This is a genomic window from Pseudomonas sp. SCA2728.1_7, from assembly GCF_018138145.1.
Lineage (GTDB): Bacteria > Pseudomonadota > Gammaproteobacteria > Pseudomonadales > Pseudomonadaceae > Aquipseudomonas > Aquipseudomonas koreensis_A.
The window spans coordinates 6,113,313-6,127,689 of record NZ_CP073104.1; the positions used below are offsets into that span (position 1 = coordinate 6,113,313).

The 14,377-nt window shown below is 58.7% G+C and carries 16 protein-coding genes; 5 read left to right on the forward strand and 11 right to left on the reverse strand.

The annotated features are described in order from the left end of the window. Positions 1 to 72: 72 nt before the first annotated feature. Complete coding sequence (locus tag KBP52_RS27405; protein WP_007908660.1) at positions 73 to 294, reverse strand: YgdI/YgdR family lipoprotein; 222 nt, start codon at positions 292 to 294, stop codon at positions 73 to 75. A 78-nt stretch (positions 295 to 372) separates the two neighbouring features. Beyond that, entirely contained in the window at positions 373 to 975 is a 603-nt protein-coding gene (gene mobA, locus KBP52_RS27410; protein WP_123595298.1) for a molybdenum cofactor guanylyltransferase MobA, read from the reverse strand. Positions 976 to 1,056: 81 nt separating this feature from the next. On the opposite strand from mobA, the gene moaB reads away from it, so the two are divergent. Together moaB and glp are read left to right on the forward strand one after the other, a co-directional pair. Next, a complete protein-coding gene (moaB, locus tag KBP52_RS27415) occupies positions 1,057 to 1,596 on the forward strand; it encodes a molybdenum cofactor biosynthesis protein B (protein WP_007908664.1) in 540 nt (179 codons plus the stop codon). After that, positions 1,580 to 2,806: a gephyrin-like molybdotransferase Glp gene (gene glp, locus KBP52_RS27420; protein WP_116030549.1), complete on the forward strand. Its 1,227-nt coding sequence runs from the start codon at positions 1,580 to 1,582 to the stop codon at positions 2,804 to 2,806. The genes moaB and glp overlap by 17 nt, the downstream gene beginning before the upstream one ends. A 61-nt stretch (positions 2,807 to 2,867) precedes the next feature. On the opposite strand, the gene KBP52_RS27425 is transcribed toward glp, so the two are convergent. After that, on the reverse strand, positions 2,868 to 3,176 hold the full coding sequence (locus KBP52_RS27425) for a hypothetical protein (protein ID WP_177412579.1): 309 nt from the start codon (positions 3,174 to 3,176) through the stop codon (positions 2,868 to 2,870). Positions 3,177 to 3,490: 314 nt separating this feature from the next. On the opposite strand from KBP52_RS27425, the gene yegS reads away from it, so the two are divergent. Continuing rightward, a complete protein-coding gene (yegS, locus tag KBP52_RS27430; RefSeq protein ID WP_077573907.1) occupies positions 3,491 to 4,408 on the forward strand; it encodes a lipid kinase YegS in 918 nt (305 codons plus the stop codon). On the opposite strand, the gene KBP52_RS27435 is transcribed toward yegS, so the two are convergent. The 3 genes from KBP52_RS27435 to KBP52_RS27445 all read right to left on the reverse strand — a co-directional run bounded on the left by KBP52_RS27435 (position 4,392) and on the right by KBP52_RS27445 (position 6,895). Further along, the gene (locus KBP52_RS27435; protein WP_116030550.1) at positions 4,392 to 5,051 is read right to left on the reverse strand and encodes a response regulator transcription factor; all 660 of its coding nucleotides are present in this window, start codon (positions 5,049 to 5,051) and stop codon (positions 4,392 to 4,394) included. The two genes, yegS and KBP52_RS27435, sit on opposite strands and share 17 nt — an antisense overlap. Further along, positions 5,048 to 5,941, reverse strand: a complete 894-nt coding sequence (locus KBP52_RS27440) for a sensor histidine kinase (protein ID WP_077573905.1) — start codon at positions 5,939 to 5,941, stop codon at positions 5,048 to 5,050. The genes KBP52_RS27435 and KBP52_RS27440 overlap by 4 nt, the downstream gene beginning before the upstream one ends. 486 nt (positions 5,942 to 6,427) lie before the next feature. Beyond that, positions 6,428 to 6,895 (reverse strand): hypothetical protein, encoded by a 468-nt coding sequence (locus KBP52_RS27445; protein WP_212621373.1) that lies wholly within the window; start codon positions 6,893 to 6,895, stop codon positions 6,428 to 6,430. 454 nt (positions 6,896 to 7,349) lie between these two features. On the opposite strand from KBP52_RS27445, the gene KBP52_RS27450 reads away from it, so the two are divergent. Beyond that, positions 7,350 to 8,285 carry a chemotaxis protein CheV gene (locus KBP52_RS27450; protein WP_038364198.1) on the forward strand — a complete coding sequence of 312 codons (936 nt, stop codon included), beginning with the start codon at positions 7,350 to 7,352 and terminating at the stop codon, positions 8,283 to 8,285. Positions 8,286 to 8,452: 167 nt separating this feature from the next. After that, positions 8,453 to 9,259 (forward strand): MOSC domain-containing protein, encoded by an 807-nt coding sequence (locus KBP52_RS27455; protein WP_212621374.1) that lies wholly within the window; start codon positions 8,453 to 8,455, stop codon positions 9,257 to 9,259. 70 nt (positions 9,260 to 9,329) lie between these two features. Here the strand turns inward: KBP52_RS27455 and KBP52_RS27460 are convergent, their stop codons facing one another. The 5 genes from KBP52_RS27460 to atuD form a co-directional block, all read right to left on the reverse strand. Continuing rightward, positions 9,330 to 9,614 (reverse strand): pyrimidine/purine nucleoside phosphorylase, encoded by a 285-nt coding sequence (locus KBP52_RS27460; RefSeq protein WP_003226701.1) that lies wholly within the window; start codon positions 9,612 to 9,614, stop codon positions 9,330 to 9,332. A 105-nt stretch (positions 9,615 to 9,719) separates the two neighbouring features. After that, positions 9,720 to 10,262 (reverse strand): exonuclease domain-containing protein, encoded by a 543-nt coding sequence (locus KBP52_RS27465; RefSeq protein ID WP_123595308.1) that lies wholly within the window; start codon positions 10,260 to 10,262, stop codon positions 9,720 to 9,722. Positions 10,263 to 10,332: 70 nt separating this feature from the next. After that, a complete protein-coding gene (locus tag KBP52_RS27470) occupies positions 10,333 to 12,294 on the reverse strand; it encodes an acetyl/propionyl/methylcrotonyl-CoA carboxylase subunit alpha (RefSeq protein WP_212621375.1) in 1,962 nt (653 codons plus the stop codon). A 112-nt stretch (positions 12,295 to 12,406) separates the two neighbouring features. Further along, positions 12,407 to 13,204, reverse strand: coding sequence for an enoyl-CoA hydratase-related protein (locus KBP52_RS27475; protein ID WP_212621376.1), 798 nt, complete (start codon positions 13,202 to 13,204; stop codon positions 12,407 to 12,409). After that, entirely contained in the window at positions 13,201 to 14,358 is a 1,158-nt protein-coding gene (gene atuD / locus KBP52_RS27480; RefSeq protein WP_007908685.1) for a citronellyl-CoA dehydrogenase, read from the reverse strand. The genes KBP52_RS27475 and atuD overlap by 4 nt, the downstream gene beginning before the upstream one ends. Positions 14,359 to 14,377 lie beyond the last annotated feature (19 nt).

Genomic DNA, 14,377 nt, shown 5'->3' on the forward strand with positions numbered 1-14,377 from the left:
CTCACTTTTCGAGCACCCATGAAAAAGCCCGCATTAATGCGGGCTTTTCTGTATCCGGTGTCGACCCAGAGCTTACAGCTCTTTAACGGTACGAACCTGATCCTTGTTGATGCGAGTTTCTTTGCCGTCCAGCTGTTTGAACTCGTAGAAGCCCGAATCGTCATCGTATTTCGGGGTGTCGACGGCCTGGATTTCGCGACCGTCATTCAAGGTGATCACTGTAGGCGACGAGCAACCGGCGAGGGTAGCCAGGCCCAGTGCGAGCATGAAAGTGGCGAGGGTCCGTTGAGTCATGGGTGTGTCTCCGAATGGGAATTCTTTTGGTTACTGAGCTTGAGACGTATACAAGGCGTGAGAGTTCCTTGAGTGGTGTCAGTCTGACACAGTGTTGTGGGCATTTAACAGTTCGGGGGTGTTCAGGTTAGCCAGCCGCGGGTCGTTGTCCGGGCATTGCAGGGCACTGGCACCGAGCTCGCGCATGATCCGGCCGGGGCTACGTTCACCGGCGTTCCAGGCCTCTTCAAAGGCCGGTCGAAGGGCCACCGGAATCACGCACAGTAGCGGTTCCCAATGCCCGTCATGGCGCAACATTAAAGGTTTTTCAGGATTCTGATTGGCGGTCTCGCGCATGCTTTGCAGCAACGTTGCGTCAATGCGCGGGACATCACAGGGCAAGACCAGCAGGTGCGAATGGCGCGCCGCTTTCAGGCCCGCACGAATGCCGGCCAATGGCCCCGGAAAATCGCCTTCGTCATCGACCACCAATTGATCGGCAAACGGCGCGTAACGTTCGCGATTACGGTTGCAGGAGATGATCAGGTCGTCAGTCAGTGCACGAACCTTGCGCTGTAAATGTGCAATCAATGGCTCGCCCAGCCACTCGACCAAGCCTTTGTCCTGACCGCCCATGCGTTGGCCGCGTCCACCTGCCAGGAGCAGAATGGAGCACGGGGGCAATTGCGTTTCGAGGGTCATGGCAGCTCTCCAGAGGGGCGGCGAAAAAATGAGGCGCTGTGATATAACACCGGGCTGTTTCTCCTACAACTGGACGAGCCTATGAAAGCCAAGGCTGATGTACCTTTCGTACCGCTCAATATTGCGGTGCTGACAGTCAGTGACACCCGAACTCTGGAAACCGATACCTCAGGTCAGGTCTTCGTCGACCGCTTGACCGCTGCGGGCCATTTTTTGGCGCAACGGGTTTTGCTCAAAGATGACCTCTACAAAATTCGCGCGCAAGTCGCCACCTGGATTGCCGACGATGTCGTGCAGGTTGTGTTGATTACCGGCGGGACCGGTTTCACTGGCCGCGACAGCACACCTGAAGCGGTTGCCTGCCTGCTCGACAAGCAGGTCGACGGGTTTGGTGAGTTGTTCCGGCAGATATCGGTAGCCGACATCGGCACCTCGACGGTGCAGTCCCGTGCGCTGGCCGGCCTGGCCAATGGCACGCTGGTTTGCTGCCTGCCGGGTTCGACCAATGCCGTACGCACCGGTTGGGATGGCATTCTGGGTGAGCAGTTGGATGCTCGTCACCGCCCGTGCAATTTCGTCACTCATTTGAAGCAGGCGGCGCCTTGTGAATCCCGTGGGTAAGCCGGGCAAGAGCGGGGCCCTGATGCCGGTCGAGGTGGCGCTGGCGCGCCTGCTCGACATGGCCGAAGCCTCGCCCATTGTCGAGCATGAATATTTGCCGCTGGCTCAGGTTGAGGGGCGGGTGCTGAGCGAAGATCTGATTTCGACGCTGGATCTGCCGCCCTGGCCGAACAGTGCCATGGATGGTTATGCACTGAACCTGGCCGACTGGACCGGCGACCCCATGCCGGTCAGTCAGAAGGTGTTCGCCGGGCAATCCCCGGAGCCTCTGAAAGCGGGCACCTGTGCCCGGATTTTCACCGGCGCTCCTGTACCGGCAGGCGCCGATTGCGTGGAAATGCAGGAAAACGCGGAGGTTCAAATCGATGAAAAGGTGCGCTTCCTCGAGCCGCTGAAGGTTGGGCAGAACATTCGCCCGCAAGGTCAGGAAACCACTGTCGGTGAACTGATCCTGCCTGCCGGAACCCGGCTGGGTCCGATCGAGCAGGGGCTGGCGGCATCGTTGGGCTGCGCCGGGCTTAAGGTCGTACGCAAGGTTCGGGTGGCGGTGATTTCCACCGGCGATGAATTGGTCGAACCGGGACAGGCATTGGGGCCGGGCCAGATATACAACAGTAATCGGGTATTGCTGTGCAGTTGGCTGCAACGTCTGGGTTGTGAGGTGATTGATGCCGGTATTCTTCCGGATAATCTGGCCACGACTCGTGCCCGCCTAGGCGAGTTGCAGGATGTTGATCTGATTCTTTCCACGGGTGGCGTGTCAGTGGGTGAGGCGGATTTTCTCGGCGTTGCCCTGCGCGAGGAGGGCGAGCTTGCCCTGTGGAAACTGGCGATAAAACCCGGTAAACCGCTGACGTTTGGGCATTTCCGCAACGTGCCGGTCATTGGCTTGCCGGGTAATCCGGCGTCGACGTTGGTGACCTTTGCGCTGCTCACTCGACCTTACCTGTTACGCCGGCAGGGCGTGCGGGACGTCGAGCCGCTGAAGTTCACCGTACCGGCTGGTTTTGACTGGCCGGTGGCAGGCAATCGGCGTGAGTACCTGCGAGGTCGTCTGGAGCAAGGGCAGGCGACTGTTTACCGCAACCAGAGCTCAGGTGTGCTACGTAGCGCGGCGTGGGCAGATGGATTGGTCGAAGTGCTGGAAGGTCGCACGCTGAGCGCGGGAGACCCCGTGGTGTTCATTCCGCTGAGTGACTTGCTGGGCTGATCACTGTCGTGCAAATGCAGGCGTCGGCTGTATCAGGCGGCGCCTGCAATGACTCATTCACTTAATTGCTGATCAATGTCACAAGCTGGTCGAATCGGCTATTGGCCACCCAACCCAGAAGACCCAGTATTACTGCTGTTGCACCGGCCGAGTAGGCGAGCCGGTGTTTGATCGTTCTGACATCACTGCGGACTTCGTCCATGTCCCGCCGAAGGTATTTGAGATGGGTTTCCAGCTCGGTCACTCGGGGTTCCATATCAACTTCTCCAGTGGTTCTGGCGCTGTTTTTGAAATCAGACTTGTGATTCGCGCGACTTTCGACGAGGGGGGCAACCGGAGTCACTGGCATTCTGGCTTCATGACTTGGCATGGAAGCATCCGCCGGTTGTTTCAAAAGCTCGATTGCAACCTTTTCCAGCTCTCAAAGTGGCAAAAGCCCTGGGGGTGTATCCACTCATTACATGCACGTCCTTGTGTATTGGATTGAAGATCGATACCGCCAGCACACGGTGCTCCAATGCTCGAACCGGGTCAATTAAGCCGATTCCGTATGTTTTGTAAGAAAAAATACCGCTGTGTAGGACGCCCGCGCCAGAAGGTTGAATTAATTAAGGGGGCGGACGGCTTTTTTGCGTGCTGCAGCGGTCAAGATGTCTCAACTGATTCGATTTTGGGAGTGACGTGATGAGTGAGCGCCGGGCGCTATTGATTCTGCATGGCAAGCAGGCACTCAACGAGGCGGTTCGCACCGCCGTCGAGGACAAACGCAAACAAGGCTGGGAGCTGGCCGTGCGGCTGACCTGGGAGGCAGGGGACGCTCAGCGTTGGGTGGAGCAGGCATTGGCGGATGGCTACACGAAGATCATTGCCGGCGGTGGCGATGGCACCTTGCGCGACATTGCCGAAGCGCTCGCGGCGCATCCGGGTAAAGCCAGCCTGGTGCTTTTACCTTTGGGCACCGCCAACGATTTTTCTCGCGCAGCCGGTGTGCCACTGGAGCCCGCCGAGGCACTCGAGCTACTTGATGTACCGCCGCGCGACATCGATCTGGGTGAAGTGGGCGGGCAGATTTTCCTCAATATGGCCACCGGTGGTTTCGGCAGTCAGGTCACGGCCAATACCTCCGAGGACTTGAAAAAAGTTCTCGGTGGTGCGGCTTATCTGTTCACCGGTTTGTCACGGTTCAGCGAGCTGCATGCCGCTTACGGCGAACTTCAGGGGCCGGACTTTCACTGGAGTGGCGAAATGCTCGCGCTGGGTATCGGCAATGGCCGTCAGGCCGGTGGCGGGCACGTACTCTGCCCAGAGGCGCTGGCCGATGACGGTTTGCTGGATATCAGCATCCTGCCGGCGCCACAGGAACTGGTGGGCACGCTGAAGACGCTGCTCAGCGATGGTTTCGGCATCGATAACATGTTTGTCCGAGCCCGTTTGCCATGGGTCGAAATCAAAGTGGCCGAGGGGCTCTGCATCAATCTGGATGGCGAACCATTGGAAGGTGACAGCTTGCGATTTGAAGCGCGTCCGGCAGCGTTGCGTGTGCATTTGCCGGAGCACTCTCCATTGTTGGGCGGAGCCGGATCGGTCAGTCGTCCAGACTGATGATCTGTTCGCGTACGGCGAACAGCACCAGGCCTGCCACGTCGTAGATTTGCAGGCGCTTCATGATCTGTGAGCGGTGGGTTTCGACAGTCTTGATGCTCAGCCCGAGGCCATTGGCGATTTCCCGGGTGGATTTGCCCCGCACGATCAAGCGCAGGATTTCCAGTTGGCGGGCGGTCAGATTATGCGAGTCGGCGATTTCCGGCTGCTGCTTCTGATTACGGGTCAGGGCCTGATTGATCACGGTATGGGCGATGGCCGGGCTCAGGTAGCGCTCGTTGTTGCGCAAGGCTTCCAGTGCATGTTCGAGTTCAGTGGCCGTGGTGTCTTTGAGCAGGTAGCCATGGGCGCCGGATTCCAGGGCCTGCATGATCAGCGCCGGATCGGTGTGCATCGACAGGATCAGCACCTTGCTCTGCGGGCGTACTCGCTTGAGCCGTTGCAGCGCTTCGAGGCCACTGGTTTCTTTCATGGAGATATCCAGCAACACGATATCCGGACTCAGTTGCTCGACCATTTCGAGCAACTGCGAACCGTCATTGGCTTCGCCAATCACCGCGTAACCGGGAATATCCAGCACCAGAGCGCGCACGCCGGCCCTGATCAGCGAGTGGTCATCCACCAGAAGTAAGTTGCAAGTCAACGCATAACCTTATTCGTACTGGCCCGTTCGAGTGCGCGAGGCGCCCAGGGGAAGAGTGCTTCGATTTGAGTGCCTTTGCCCGGCTCGCTGATGACGTTCAGGGTGCCACCCAGTTGCTCGATTCGTTCGGCCATCCCGGCCATGCCTCGTTGTCCTTCACGACCCGGGTTGGCAGCCGGGGCGAAGCCCAGACCGTCATCGCTGATCAGCAACGTCAGACCTTTGGGTAGACGTTGTACGCGTATCACCAGGTTTTTCGCCTGGGCGTGACGCAGGATATTGGTAACAGCCTCCTGGGTAATACGAAAGGCCGCGACCGCCATTTCTTCAGGAATACCGTTAAGACGCTGCTGGCAATCGAGGCTCCAGTGCACGCTGGTGTTGGTCAATGTCTTGAGCAGATGTGCGCGCAGGCTGGCTTCAAGCCCCAGGCTGGTCAGCTGGCGTGGATTAAGAATGGCCGAAACGTCGCGCACCTTGTTGAGGGTTTCTTCCAGGGTGTCGCACAGCGCGGTGCAGTGTTCCTGCAAGTCATCCGGCAGGCGTCGCTTGAGCCATTCGCTCTGCAGTTTGGCGGCCGTCAGTAACTGGCCGATATCATCGTGCAGTTCGCGGCTGAGGCGATGACGCTCGTTTTCCTGGACTTCCAGCAAGCGGTCAGCGAGTTCCTGCGGCTGAAACTTGATCGATTTGCGTGACAGCCGATATTGCACCCAGACACACGCGGTAGCGGCGATGTCGAGCAGTAGCAGTCCGAGGCTAAGTGGTGTCGAAAAACCGTAGGTCAGCAGGCTGCCGAGCGTTGCCGCGACACACAGTATGAGTGTGAACCGGCGTGCATTTTCCCGGGAGGGTGGCCATGTAGTGATTGACTTGAGGCTGGCGTACATAACGGATGGAGCCAATGGATGTTCGCTGCGGGCAGACCGGCCTGAGGCTGGCGGGTCTCTGTCTGAAAAAGCTGTCAAGTATGTTATTGATTTCAGCGCGGTTCAGTGAATGTGTTGACCGCCAACTATCAGTGGATAGCTGTCGCTGAAGTCACTGTGCCATTAATTTGAAAGCAACTAATGGGCGGCATAATACCACTTAAGATACCGTTGGTCGCGCTCGCTATATATGTCCAATGAGTCAGGAATTACGTGGTATTGGACGCAAGTTCCATAATGGAAAAGTCGATTTATTGAGTTCGATAGATGTAGGTGTTGCCTGAAGTTGTGCTTCTTAACACACAGGCAAACCCTGAGGCCGGCAGAAAACATGAGTGTCTGTCGTCGCTGATTATTTATTTGGATTTGTCGCTGGCAGGTATGAGCTATTCAATTACGACATTCAACGTATTCGTTTCAAACGCCAGGGCGGATACAGCGAGGTGATCAGGCTTGTCCTGAGTAGGGCAATTGGGGCAAACGTTTGCTCGCAAGGGGCTGCTGAAGCTGGCTTTGGCCGACCTGGAAGGCGAATGCTTCGATCAACGAGGCCTGCTCACTTTCATCCAGACTCAGTTGCCCGGTCTTCTGGTCGATCAGTTCAAGCTGCCACGCCATCAGCGTGAAGCAATCCTGCAGTGCTTGCAGAGCCTGCTCGTGAAGGTCGATACGATCCTGGGGCAGGTTGAGCAGGCTGTAAATGTGCAGCGAGAATTCGGAGATCGCTTCTAGCGCCAGGGCTTCAGCCCTGCGTGCAAGTTTGAGGAGGGTGCCGAGCATGCACTCGATAGCGTCCTTGTCATTGCTGATCAATTGCAAATGGCTGAGGCATTCTTCGGACTTGGCCAGGAGTTTTTCCGCCTCGGCAAGGAATTCTGGGAAGCGCTCTACCCACTCTTTGCGGTCCATTGGCATGCTTATCTCCACCACGTCATGTCTGATGAGGGAATGCCGTGTGTGGCGACGATCATGAATCGTCGGGAGATCGCGCCCAGACGTGCAGGTGCACAGACTGGGGGGGTCCAGAGGGCTTGTTTCCGCTGAATTGCGATCGCACACAATAGCCTGACTCCGTTCATGCAATGAGAATGGCGTCACATTAATGGCTATTGGATATTGCGAATATCAGGTTGGGCCTGATTGTTACTAGGGGAATCCCTTAGGCGCGGGAACCTACCGTGCAAACCGAGGTCGCGCCGCAGAGAATGTAGCAGATGAAAATCACTGCGCCAGTAAAGCATGATGTTAATGTGACATCAATGCCCGATCATGGCATTTTTGACGGGGTCTGGCTTGGCAATCAAGAACTGCCATTTGCCGCCGATAACCTCACATAGTGAATTCATCAGAACAAGCCCAGGAGTCATTGATGGCCGGCATTCTCGACACGGTAGACCAACGCACGCAACTGGTGGGTGAGAATCGCCTGGAAATTCTCATGTTTCGATTGGCCGGGCGTCAGTTGTTCGCAATCAACGTGTTCAAGGTTCAGGAAGTGCTGCAACTGCCGAAGCTGACCTTGATGCCGCAGCGTCACCCGTTTGTCTGCGGCGTGGTCAATCTGCGCGGTCAGACCTTGCCGGTGATCGATCTGTCGCAGGCGATCGGCATGCGTCCATTGGTGCCGGGGCCGAACAGCACGATCATCGTCACCGAATACAACCGCTCGGTGCAGGCCTTCCTCGTCGGTGGTGTCGATCGCATCGTCAACATGAACTGGGAAGCCATTCTGCCGCCGCCGACCAGCGCCGGGCGTCAGCATTACCTGACCGCGATCAGCAAGGTCGACGATCAACTGGTGGAAATCATCGACGTCGAGAAAGTGCTCGCTGAAATCGTTCCGTACAACGCCAAGGTCTCGCGCGACAAACTTGACGATCCGGTGCTGGAGCGCGCCCGTGGCCGTGAAGTGCTGCTGGTCGACGACTCCAATGTGGCGCTTTCGCAATTGCGCGATACGCTCGGCCAGCTCGGCGTGAAAATGCACATTGCCAGCGATGGCCTGAAGGCGCTGAACATGCTCAAGGGCTGGGCTGATACCGGCGTGAACATGACCGACAAGCTGCTGATGATCTTCACTGATGCGGAAATGCCGGAAATGGACGGCTATCGCCTGACTACCGAAATTCGCAACGACCCGCGTCTGCGTGGCTTGTACGTGGTGCTGCATACCTCGTTGTCGGGCAGTTTCAACGACTCGATGGTGAAGAAGGTCGGCTGCGACAACTTCCTCTCCAAGTTCCAGCCGGACAAACTGGTCGACGTGGTGCGCCAGCGCCTGATGCTCGACGAAGTCCCGGCCTGACCACACACCCATTGTAGGAGTGAGCCTGCTCGCGATAGCGGTGTGTCAGCCCCGAATCATTACCTGACATACCGCTATCGCGAGCAGGCTCACTCCTACAGTTATTGCTCTTTGATTCCTGATCAAGCTCGTATAGGGTGGCGTTTTTATCCTCCAGGGAGCTGGCCATGCTGCGTCTGAGTGCGCTTTATCGTTACCCGTTGAAATCCGGCAAAGTCGACGTTCTAAAAAGCGCCGACCTCGACAAGCTGGGCCTTGATGGCGACCGACGCTGGATGCTCGTGGACGAAGCCAGCGGCCGCTTCCTGACCCAGCGCGCCGAAGCCAAGATGAGCCAGTTGTCGGCGCTGTGGAATGCGCAGGGCGGGCTGACCCTGAGCGCACCTGAACAGTCCTCCCTAGAAATCGCCTTGCCGGGCAGCGACGCCGAACTGCGCGGCGTGACGATCTGGCGCGACACCTTGCGTGTGCCCGATGCCGGTGATGAGGCCGCGCGCTGGGTCAGCGATTTCATCGGCAAACCGACCCGCCTGGTGCAGGTGCCGCTGGATCGTGCCCGCACGACTCAGGCAGGTTTCGGCAAGGATGATGATCAGGTCGCATTCGCCGACGGATTTCCCCTGCTGTTGATCGGCGAAGCGTCCCTGCAGGATCTCTCGGAAAGAGTCGGTCGTCCGCTGGAAATGCTGCGCTTTCGACCCAATCTGGTCATCGAAGGCAGCGAGGCCTATGCCGAAGACAGTTGGAAGCGCATTCGCATTGGCGATGTCGAGTTCCGCGTGGTCAAGCCATGCTCGCGCTGCATCCTCACCACGATTGACCCGCAGACCGGCGAGCGCAGTGCCGATCGTGAGCCGCTGGCAACGTTGCAGAAATATCGCGCCGAAGCCGATGGCGCGATGTTTGGGCAGAATCTGGTGAATGACAGTAATGGTCGACTCGAAGTCGGCATGCCGGTGGAAATCCTCGAGTAACCCAAGCCTGAAACGAAAATGCCCGTGTCCTTGGACACGGGCATTTTTTTATCGCAGTGAAACCGTGGTTTTAGCCGCGGTATTCGCACAGGTAAGCGGTGTCGACCGCCACCTTCAGCTGGAACTTGCTGTTGGCCGGAACGTTGAACTGGCTGCCGGCGGCGAAGGTTTCCCAGTCGCTGCTGTCTGGCAGTTTGACGGTCAGCGCGCCAGACACCACGTGCATGATTTCACGCTGAGCGGTGCCGAATTCGTATTCGCCCGGGGCCATGACGCCGATGGTCGCCGGACCTTCAGCGGTGCCAAAGGCGATCGACTTGACGGTGCCGTCGAAGTACTCGTTGACTTTAAACATGGGCGATTCCTCGAAAAGGGCTGAAAAATGGAGGCGGCCAGTATGCACAAGGCTTTCAACGCCGTCACCTGCCCGGCGTCTGTCCGCTGAGTTCTCGAATTGACCCTAGAGTGGCAAGACCAGTGGCAATAGCCGCGCAGTGTTGCGCGCATCCTCCAGCGCCCGATGCTGCTGACCGTTGAACTGCATGCCGGCCAGTTGCAGCGCGCCGTTGAGACCCAGCGGTCGTTCCAGGCGTCGGGCCTTGGCGAAACGCTGTTTGAGGTTCATGTGCGGCACCTTGCTCAATCCACTGTCGATTTGCAGACGCTGCCATTCCTGCAACAACTGCTTGCGGTCGTAATCGCCCCAGCTGGCCCAGCCTTCGAGGCGCGTCTGATGCTGCGCGAGCCAGCGTTCGAACGCCGGCCAGACTTCGGTCAACGGCTGCGCCGAGTCGATATTGGCCTGGGTGATGTGCGTCAGTTCACGACAAAATGGCGTCAGTAACGGCCGTCGTGTCGGTTTGACGAAGCGCTGGAAGTGATCCTGCTCGCGCCCGGCGCGATCGACCAGGGTGGCGCCGATCTCGATAATTTCCATTTCGGTGACCGGCCAGCCACCCTCATCGGTGGTGGCTTCCAGATCTATGACCAGCCAGTGAGGCATCGCAGGGTTCCTGATTTCCGCGTTCTGATAACTCAGAGCGTAGTCAAAACCCGCATGGGTGTGTGGGCGACTACTCGACCTGCAACAGAACCTGACGATTTTTTACCTGATCGCCAACCTTGACCTGCACCCGCTTGAGCACGCCGTCGATGCCGGCCTTGAGCGGGTGCTCCATTTTCATTGCCTCCAGTACCACCAGCAACTGACCTTTGCTGACCGGGCTGCCTTCGCTGACCAGTACGTCGACAATGGCACCGTCCATCGGCGCTTTCAGGGTACCGGAGCTGACGCTGGTCTGACTGTCGATCACGGCGTGAGTTCGATCCTCCAGGCGCAGACTGCCGGGACGGGTGAACAGCCAGAGGTGCCCGCTATCCAGTCGATACGCGTGACGCTGGCGCAAACCGTCGATTTCCAGTGTCAGCGACTGCGCGTCCTGATCGATGAGTGTTAACTCGAGCGTGCGTTCGGCAACCTGCACGGTGAAGGCGCCTTGCGCGTGAGCGAGCAGTTGCACTGTCCAGTTCTGATCATCAAGCCCGAGGCGATAATGCAGTGGGACGCTGGCGTTGTTGCGCCAGCCGGTGAGCGGTGCGCGGTGGGAGAGGGCGCTGGCCTGATAGAAAAGCAGCGCTGCAATGGCCAGTTCCTCGGCATCGGGAATGTAGCGGTGCAAGCAAGGGTGTTCACTGAAGTGCTTGGCAATGAACGCGGTACTGAAGTCACCACTGATGAATTGCGGATGTTGCAGCAGGCCGGCGAGCAGGCGCTGATTGCTTTGCACGCCCAATAACACCGTGTCCTGTACTGCGCGCAACAGTTTGCGCCGAGCCTCTTCGCGAGTGGCGCCAAAGGCGATGAGTTTGCCCAGCATCGGGTCGTAGAACGGGCTGATCGATTGTCCTTCCAGCAAGCCATGATCGATTCGCGCACCCTGCTGCAGCGCTGGTGCCCACGCCTCGACACGGCCTGTTTGCGGGAGGAAATCCTGTGCGGGATCTTCGGCGTAGAGGCGCACCTCCATTGCATGCCCGTTGAGTTGGACCTGATCCTGAGTCAGCGGCAATGGCTGACCTTCGGCAACCAATATTTGCCACGCCACCAGATCCAGCCCGGTGATCAGTTCGGTCACCGGGTGTTCGACCTGCAGGCGCGTGTTCATCTCCAGAAAGTAGAACTGCCCACGTGCATCGAGCAAAAACTCCACGGTGCCGGCACCGACGTAATTCACTGCACGCCCGGCTTTCAGCGCGGCTTCACCCATGGCCTGGCGCAGTTCGGCGGTCATCACCGGGCAGGGCGCCTCTTCGATGACTTTTTGATGGCGACGCTGGATCGAACAGTCGCGTTCGCCGAGGTAGATCAGGTTGCCGTGTTGATCGCCGAACAGCTGTACTTCGACATGCCGTGGCTCGATCAACGCTTGTTCGAGGATCAATTCGTCGCTGCCGAAACCGTTCAATGCTTCGGAGCGTGCGGTGCGCAGTTGCGCCGGCAAATCAACGGCGTTGTGCAGCAGACGCATGCCGCGTCCACCTCCGCCGGCACTGGCCTTGATCATCAGTGGGTAGCCGATGCGTTCAGCTTCACGCTGCAGGGTTGCATCGTCCTGTTTGGTGCCTTGATAACCGGCGATGCACGGCACACCGGCTTCGAGCATGGCGATTTTTGACTGGCGTTTGCTGCCCATCAACTCGATGGCTTCGACGCTGGGGCCGATGAAGATCAGTCCGGCCTGTTCGCAGGCTCGGGCGAATTCGGCGTTTTCCGAGAGAAAACCGTAGCCGGGGTGGATGGCGTCGGCGCCGCTGTGGCGGGCGGCGTCGAGGATCGCCGGGATGTTCAGATACGACTGCTGCACGGGGGCGGGGCCAATGTGCACGGCTTGATCGGCCATTTTGACGTGCAGGGCCTCGGCGTCGGCGTCGCTGAAGATGGCGACGGTGCGGTAGCCCAGCGCCTGGGCGGTGCGCTGGATGCGGCAGGCGATTTCACCGCGGTTGGCGATCAGGATTTTTTGGATGGCGGGCATGGTGAGGTTTCCTGAGGTTTTGGCGGTGAATGTGATGGCCTCATCGCGAGCAGGCTCACTCCTACATTTGGAATGCATTTCCCCTGTAGGAGTGAGCCTGCTCGCGATGCTTTTAAGTGGCCCACCGAGGTTTCCGCTTTTGCACAAATGCCATGGTGCCCTCGATTCCTTCGTCGCCAGTCACCGCTTCGCTAAACCACTGCGCCGCCTGATCAAGCAGTTCACTCGAAGGCTGCCCGGCACTCGCCAACAACAATTTCTTGGTCATCGCATTCGCCTCCGGCGCGCAACACAACACATGTTGCAGCACCTCATCGAGCCGCTCGGCCAACGCCTGCGCATCCTGCTCGACAAAATGCACCAACCCCAGACGCCGTGCCTGATGCCCGTCGAAACGTGCAGCCGTCAGCGCCAATCGGCGGGTTTCGGTCAGGCCGATGCGCTGCACCACAAACGGCGCAATCTGCGCCGGCAGCAAGCCGAGGCTGGTTTCCGGCAAACCGAATTGCGCCTGATGGTCGGCAATCGCGATATCGCTGACACAGGCCAGACCGAAACCGCCGCCAAGCACCGCGCCTTGCAGCACCGTGATCAGCACTTGCGGCGCGTGCTGCGCTTCTTCCAGCAGAGCCCCGAAGGCGCGATTCATATCACGGTAAGCATCAGCGCCCTGAGCGCGCGCGCTGGCCATGTCCTTGATATCGCCGCCGGCACAGAAATGCCCACCGGCACCGCTGAGCACCAACGCCCGAACCGCACGGTCATCGCGCACAGCCGTCAGCACCGCGCGCAGTTCGCCAACCATCTGCAGGCTCATCGCATTGCGGCTATCTGGCCGATTGAGGGTGATGTGCAGCACGCCGCCATGCAGCTCCAGCAACAGCGTCTGGCATTGCGGCAGGTTGCTCATTTCTTTTTCCCCGGGAGGATGCCCATCAGTTTGCAGATGATCCCCAGCATGATTTCGTCGGCGCCGCCGCCAATCGATACCAGCCGCACATCGCGATAGGCGCGGGCCACCGGGTTGTCCCACATGAAGCCCATGCCGCCCCAATATTGCAGGCAGCTGTCGCTGACTTCGCGACCGAGACGCCCGGCCTTGAGCTTGGCCATCGACGCCAGCCGTGTGACATCCTGACCTTTCACGTATTGCTCGGTGGCCTGGTAAACCAATGCGCGCAGGCATTCGATTTCGGTCTGCAATTCGGCGAGGCGGAAGTGGATCACCTGGTTGTCGATCAGCGCATTGCCAAAGGTCTTGCGCTCCTTGCAGTACTCGATGGTGCTGTCGACGCAATATTCCAGGCCTTTGATCATGTTTGCCGCGCCGAACAGGCGTTCCTCCTGAAACTGCAACATCTGCATCATGAACCCGGCGCCTTCATGACCGATGCGATTGCGCTGGGGCACGCGCACGTTGTCGAAAAACACCTGGGCGGTTTCCGAGCTGCGCATGCCGAGCTTGTCCAGGTGCGAGCTGAGGCTGATCCCCGGCGTGTTCATCGGCACCATGATCAGCGACTTGTTGATGTGCGGTTTGTCGTCCGAGGTGTTGGCCAGCAGGCAGATGAAGTCGGCACTCGGCGAGTTGGTGATCCACATCTTGCTGCCGTTGATCACATAGTCGTCGCCGTCCTTGCGCGCGGTGGTTTTCAGCCCGGCCACATCAGATCCGGCGCCAACTTCGGAGACGCCGATGCAGCCGACCTGCTCGCCAGTGATTGCCGGGCGCAGGAATTCTTCGCGCAGTTCATCGGAGCCGAAGCGGGCGAGGGCGGGCGTGCACATGTCGGTTTGCACGCCGATCGACATCGGAATGCCGCCGCAATGAATGGTGCCGAACTCTTCGGCAGCGACAATCGAATAGCTGTAATCGAGGCCCATACCGCCGAATTTTTCCGGTTTGGAAATGCCCAGCAAACCGAGGTCGCCGGCCTTGCGGAAAATCTCGTGGATCGGGAAGCGTCCGGCCTTTTCCCATTCATCCACGTGCGGATTGATCTCGTGCTCGACGAACTGGCGGACGGTACGGCGCAGGGCTTCGTGTTCCGGGGTGAAGATCATTGTTCTTGTTCTCCGTAGA

What these genes read in the sequence shown, in the direction of transcription:
- KBP52_RS27405 (WP_007908660.1), bottom strand. Translation starts at nt 294, where the DNA reads ATGACTCAACGGACCCTCGCCACTTTCATGCTCGCACTGGGCCTGGCT.
- mobA (WP_123595298.1), bottom strand. Translation starts at nt 975, where the DNA reads ATGACCCTCGAAACGCAATTGCCCCCGTGCTCCATTCTGCTCCTGGCA.
- moaB (WP_007908664.1), top strand. Translation starts at nt 1,057, where the DNA reads ATGAAAGCCAAGGCTGATGTACCTTTCGTACCGCTCAATATTGCGGTG.
- KBP52_RS27425 (WP_177412579.1), bottom strand. Translation starts at nt 3,176, where the DNA reads ATGCCAAGTCATGAAGCCAGAATGCCAGTGACTCCGGTTGCCCCCCTC.
- yegS (WP_077573907.1), top strand. Translation starts at nt 3,491, where the DNA reads ATGAGTGAGCGCCGGGCGCTATTGATTCTGCATGGCAAGCAGGCACTC.
- KBP52_RS27440 (WP_077573905.1), bottom strand. Translation starts at nt 5,941, where the DNA reads ATGTACGCCAGCCTCAAGTCAATCACTACATGGCCACCCTCCCGGGAA.
- KBP52_RS27445 (WP_212621373.1), bottom strand. Translation starts at nt 6,895, where the DNA reads ATGCCAATGGACCGCAAAGAGTGGGTAGAGCGCTTCCCAGAATTCCTT.
- KBP52_RS27450 (WP_038364198.1), top strand. Translation starts at nt 7,350, where the DNA reads ATGGCCGGCATTCTCGACACGGTAGACCAACGCACGCAACTGGTGGGT.
- KBP52_RS27455 (WP_212621374.1), top strand. Translation starts at nt 8,453, where the DNA reads ATGCTGCGTCTGAGTGCGCTTTATCGTTACCCGTTGAAATCCGGCAAA.
- KBP52_RS27460 (WP_003226701.1), bottom strand. Translation starts at nt 9,614, where the DNA reads ATGTTTAAAGTCAACGAGTACTTCGACGGCACCGTCAAGTCGATCGCC.
- KBP52_RS27465 (WP_123595308.1), bottom strand. Translation starts at nt 10,262, where the DNA reads ATGCCTCACTGGCTGGTCATAGATCTGGAAGCCACCACCGATGAGGGT.
- KBP52_RS27470 (WP_212621375.1), bottom strand. Translation starts at nt 12,294, where the DNA reads ATGCCCGCCATCCAAAAAATCCTGATCGCCAACCGCGGTGAAATCGCC.
- KBP52_RS27475 (WP_212621376.1), bottom strand. Translation starts at nt 13,204, where the DNA reads ATGAGCAACCTGCCGCAATGCCAGACGCTGTTGCTGGAGCTGCATGGC.
- atuD (WP_007908685.1), bottom strand. Translation starts at nt 14,358, where the DNA reads ATGATCTTCACCCCGGAACACGAAGCCCTGCGCCGTACCGTCCGCCAG.